Here is a 4,537-nt window from a genome sequence, read left to right as displayed (position 1 = left end):
CTCGTCAACCCCTCGTCCGCTTCGTTTTTCAGATTTTCCTGTTGAGCTTGTTACCGTAAGCACTTGATTACGTTAACGTTTTTTGCTCACACCGAAGCGGAGGCGAACTATAGCAAAGCGTGCGTCTACTTGCAAGCCCCGCGTGATCAAGGCGCCGGTACAAGTTCAATGAGCTGCGTCGCAGCCTTCTCTACCGCCGCGCGGGAGTACAAGAGCGGGAAGTATTTGCCCTCGGCCCAGGTAGTGGCGAGGTCGCGATAGTGCGGGCTGGCCGGATCGCCGGACTGCCCCGGCGTGTTGACCGCACGCGAGTTGTCCCAGTTACCAACGTCGAGCACCATGCGGAAGGAAGGTCCATGCGCCTGCCAGAAACTGTCGGGGTGATAACTGGACACGTTCACCGTGTACGCACCACCGCCGCGCGGGATCGGCCCCACGTTCACCTGGGCGCGGGAAGCCCGATCGAGGATCGGCGTCATCGGATGCACGAAGTAGCTGAAGTGCAGTTTGCCCCACTGCCAGCGTGAGGGATCCGGCCCCTGCAGCCCCTCCACTTCCGCCCACGCCCGACCGAGACTGGAGAGCAGGACCTCGTTACGCTTGCGCAGCGCATCCGCACCGAAGCGGTGCGCCGGCTGTTCCAGCGACTCGAGCAGGACGCTCGCATGCGGCGCATCGAAAGCATGCGCCGCCGCCGACGTGAGTACCGCATCCTTGAACGCCTGCCCGAGGTGCCGCGACCACCAAACTTCATACAAGGCCGCAGCTGCGGAGCTGGCCTTCTCCTCGCCGTCCCAGCGCGAGAGCAGGCGTAGCGCGGCCTGTGTCTTCTGGTCTGGCGACGACAAGGGCTTGAGCAGGGCGACCAGCCGGCGCGCGTTCAGTGACACCACGTCGTTCTGCAGGCGCTCCATGTCTTCCATGCTGGCCCTGGGCGTCTTTGACAGCACCTCGGCGATCCGGCGCGCGCGCGCATTGTCCGGCCATTCGAAACCGAGCTTGTGCTCCTTGTAGGGGAAGCCGGCCGGCAGGTTCATTTCGTTGGCCGACGCGAACCAGCCCTGCTTCGGATTGAGAACATAGGGCAGCTTGGCGCCGTCGAGGAAGCCCTTCCATTCGTAGCGGCCATCCCCCGGCACCGGCATCAGGCCGTCCCAGTTCGGACGCACCGGCGCCAGGCCGCCCGCCACCCAGCCGATATTCCCGGCCGTGTCGGCATAGACCTGGTTTTCGGTCGGCGCGCCCCAGCGCTCCATCGCGCGGCGGAACTGCGGGAAGTCCTGCGCCTTCATGTAGTCGATGCTGCCGAAATAAGGCGCCATGCCGGGAGCGGTCCAGGCGGTGCGCACCGCAAGTGCGCGGCGCTTGCCGGCATCCTGGTAGATCACCGGTCCGTGGCGGGTGAAGCGCAGCTCGACCGTCGTGGCGGGCCGGCCGCGCACGGCGAGCTTCTCGCGCACCACGCGGAAGTTCTCCCAAGCGCCACGGTAGCGATACTGCTGCGGATTTGCAGGATTGGTCTCGTAGACGTACAAATCTTCCTGGTCGATGCTGAAGATGGTCAGCCCGAACGCGACCTTGCCGTTATGGCCGATCGACACACCAGGCAGCGCAGGCTCCCCCGCGCCGATGACGTCGAGGCCGGGCGCGCTCAGGTGAACGATGTAGCGCAGCGATGGCGCGCCATAGGCGCGGTGCGGGTCGTTGGCCAGGATCGGACGGCCAGTGCTCGTACGCGACGGGGCGACCACCCAGTTATTGCTGCCCTCGAGCGTTTCCTCGTTCGGCGCCGCGCGCAATGCCTGCAAGGCGCCGCGGTCGAAGCGTACGTTGTCGGTCGCGCGATGGAAGACGTCGAGTGCATCATTGGGCAGGCAGGGATCGAGGCCGTCGGGGATGCGGGTGGTCCATGCGGGCGACAGCTGGGCGCGCACCGCGTCCGCCGCCAGGCCCGCGCTGCAGACCACGCGTGCTCGGGCGAATTCCTGGGTCAGGTTGCGCGTCAGTCCATGGCTGCGAATGCGCACCACGTCTTCCGGGCGCCACTTCGCCGGCTTGTAGCCGAGCTGGCGGAACTCGAAGGGCAACAGTTCCGGCTTGCGCACGATGTGGTCGATGTAGGCGTTGATACCCGCGACGAAACGCGCGCTGGTCTGCTGCGCGTCCTTGCCGTAGGCAGCCCATTCAGGCGCCATACCGCCGCGGTACAGGAACAGGCGCGCGGCCCGGTCCTGCTCCACGTAGGAAGGGCCGAAGACCGAGGCCAGTTCGCCCAGTCCACGGCGGCGCCACAGGTCGATCTGGAACAGGCGGTCGCGCGCGGCGTTGAAGCCCTGGACAAAAAAGGCGTCATCCTGGCTGGCGGCATAAATGTGCGGCACGCCCCAGCGGTCGACCAGGATCCGTGCCGGCTTGCCCAGTCCCGCCACCTTTACCGGCTGGGCCGCCCCAGCGTGTGCGAGCGTCGATGCGGCGGCGCAGGCCAGCAGCACCGCGCCGGTTCGGAGCATCCCCTTCACGCCGGCGTTGCCACGGCGGCCGCGGCGGCCGGGCTGCCGATGCGCATGCGCGGAATTTGCCAGTAGGTGACCGCGCGCCACAGCCATTCCACCGGGCCGTAACGGAAGCGCGACAGCCACAGGTGGCTGAACACAATCTGGGCCGCCGCGAGCACCACGACGAACAGCATCTGGTCGACCCGTGAGACGCCCCAATTGCCGAAGCCGTAACCAAGGAAGAAAGTGGAGGCGACCAGCGATTGCGTCAGGTAGTTGGTCAGGGCCATGCGGCCGAACGGTGCCAGCACGCTGACCTTGTTCAGCGGCGAGGCGCTGTACAGCATCAGGATCACCAGGCTGACATAGCCGATCGAGGCCGGCAAATTGCCCAGCATTTGCAGGCCGGAAGCCAGCTGGAAGCCGTCGGCGCCGCGCGAACCCGGGATCGCGTGCATGGCGATCGCGGAGCCGAGCACACCCATGCCGATGCCGAGCGGGAGGCCGAACATGGCGAGCTTGCGGAACAGCGGCAGGTGGGCCTGCGCCCTTTCCATGATGCCCGCCCGAACGAACCAGCTACCGATCAGGAACATGCCGATCAGGATCGTCGCGAAGCCGACCTCACCTGGCGCGTTTTCGGCGAAGTGTTTGGCGCGCAGCGTCACGACGTCCGCATAGCTCCCCTTCGAGAGCGCGGTCGTTTCCTTCTTGATGCGCTCTTCGCGTTCCTTCAGGTTCTTGGCGCGTTCTGCGGCCTGCTTTTTCTGTTTCTCGGCCTGCTCCTTGGTGGCTACCGCCGGCGGCTTCTCCGGGAAGAAGTACATCGATGCGCCCGCGCCGGTCATCATCAGGAACGAAAAGCAGTAGATGCCCACACCGATGCGCCACGGACGTGCGGCTTGGTCAGCGTGGTACTTCCGGGTGAACAAGCCGAGCGTGACGAGTGCCGCGCCGAGGAGCGGCAGGCCGAAGCGCGCCTGCGGCGGCATATCCGGAACGGCCCAGCACACTGCGCCACCGATCAGGGCCAGGGTCCCGACCAGGATGAACACGAAGGACACCGCCAGCGGTTTCCCGAAGTAGCGAATGCGTTGCTCACCGCGCAGCCACCAGGCGACGAAACCGAAGAAGGCCAGGCCGCCGGCAATGCCGAACATCCAGTCCATGCCGGGAATGAACCCGGCACCGATGCTCGCGACGATCGCCACCAGGATCCACTTGGCCCTGCCATACAGGACGATCAGCAGAGCCGTAGCCGCTACCGCATAGCTGAACAGGATATCGCCGGAGAACAGGAAGATGTGATGCAAGGCGCCAAAGATGGCCAATGCGGCGATGCGGCGCATGTAGGGAACGAGGAAACTGCGGCCGGCGCGTTCTGCCCTGGTGAGCATGACGGCGAAACCCATGCCGAACAGGAGGGAGAAGATGGTCCAGAACTTGCCGACGACGAAATATTGGACGAAGTAACTGACCCAGAAGTTCGCCCCGGTAAGGCCGGCCTGCATGCCTGATCCGATCGTGGCCGTGGCGCGGTTGAAGAACTCGACGTTCATCAGCAGGATGCCGATGAGGGCAAAGCCGCGCACGACGTCGAGCGCCTGGATGCGTTCGTCATTCGCGACCGGAGTCAACGCTGCCGGTACAGGTGGTCTATCCATGGCCATCTCCTTCTGGTTTTTGATCAGGTAATCGTATTCCAGAGGGTGTCTGAGACAAGGCCTAATGCGACGAAACGACGTAAAACACGGACAAAGTGTGTTTTGGCCCCCATTATTAATATTGCATGAAGGTACCCCGGCCCGAACAATAGCGCCGGCGTGTAGTTTTTCCGCGCACAAGCTGAGGCGATTGGCGGGTGCTGGCTACTGATGGGCAAAAACGGCGGTCCAAAGCAAAAAACCCCACAGAGATCACTCTGCGGGGTTTTTCTTATAACTAGCCTGACGATAACCTACTTTCACACTGGTTGCAGCACTATCATCGGCGCAAAGTCGTTTCACGGTCCTGTTCGGGATGGGAAGGGGTGGGACCGACTT

At 64.2% G+C, this 4,537-nt stretch carries 2 protein-coding genes and 1 rRNA gene; all 3 read right to left on the bottom strand.

Annotated features, from left to right (window positions below):
• Positions 1–146 precede the first annotated feature (146 nt).
• Positions 147–2,510 (bottom strand): penicillin acylase family protein, encoded by a 2,364-nt coding sequence (locus tag AC56LU_RS23900; protein WP_497178097.1) that lies wholly within the window; start codon positions 2,508–2,510, stop codon positions 147–149.
• Positions 2,511–2,515: 5 nt separating this feature from the next.
• Complete coding sequence (locus AC56LU_RS23895; RefSeq protein WP_497178096.1) at positions 2,516–4,159, bottom strand: DUF418 domain-containing protein; 1,644 nt, start codon at positions 4,157–4,159, stop codon at positions 2,516–2,518.
• Between the two features lie 280 nt (positions 4,160–4,439).
• Positions 4,440–4,537: ribosomal RNA gene (gene rrf / locus AC56LU_RS23890) — 5S ribosomal RNA — on the bottom strand; the annotation flags it as partial.

The sequence above is a fragment of the Telluria sp. PB2R4 genome, assembly GCF_059685695.1.
This window is presented reverse-complemented; position numbering and strand designations above follow the sequence as displayed.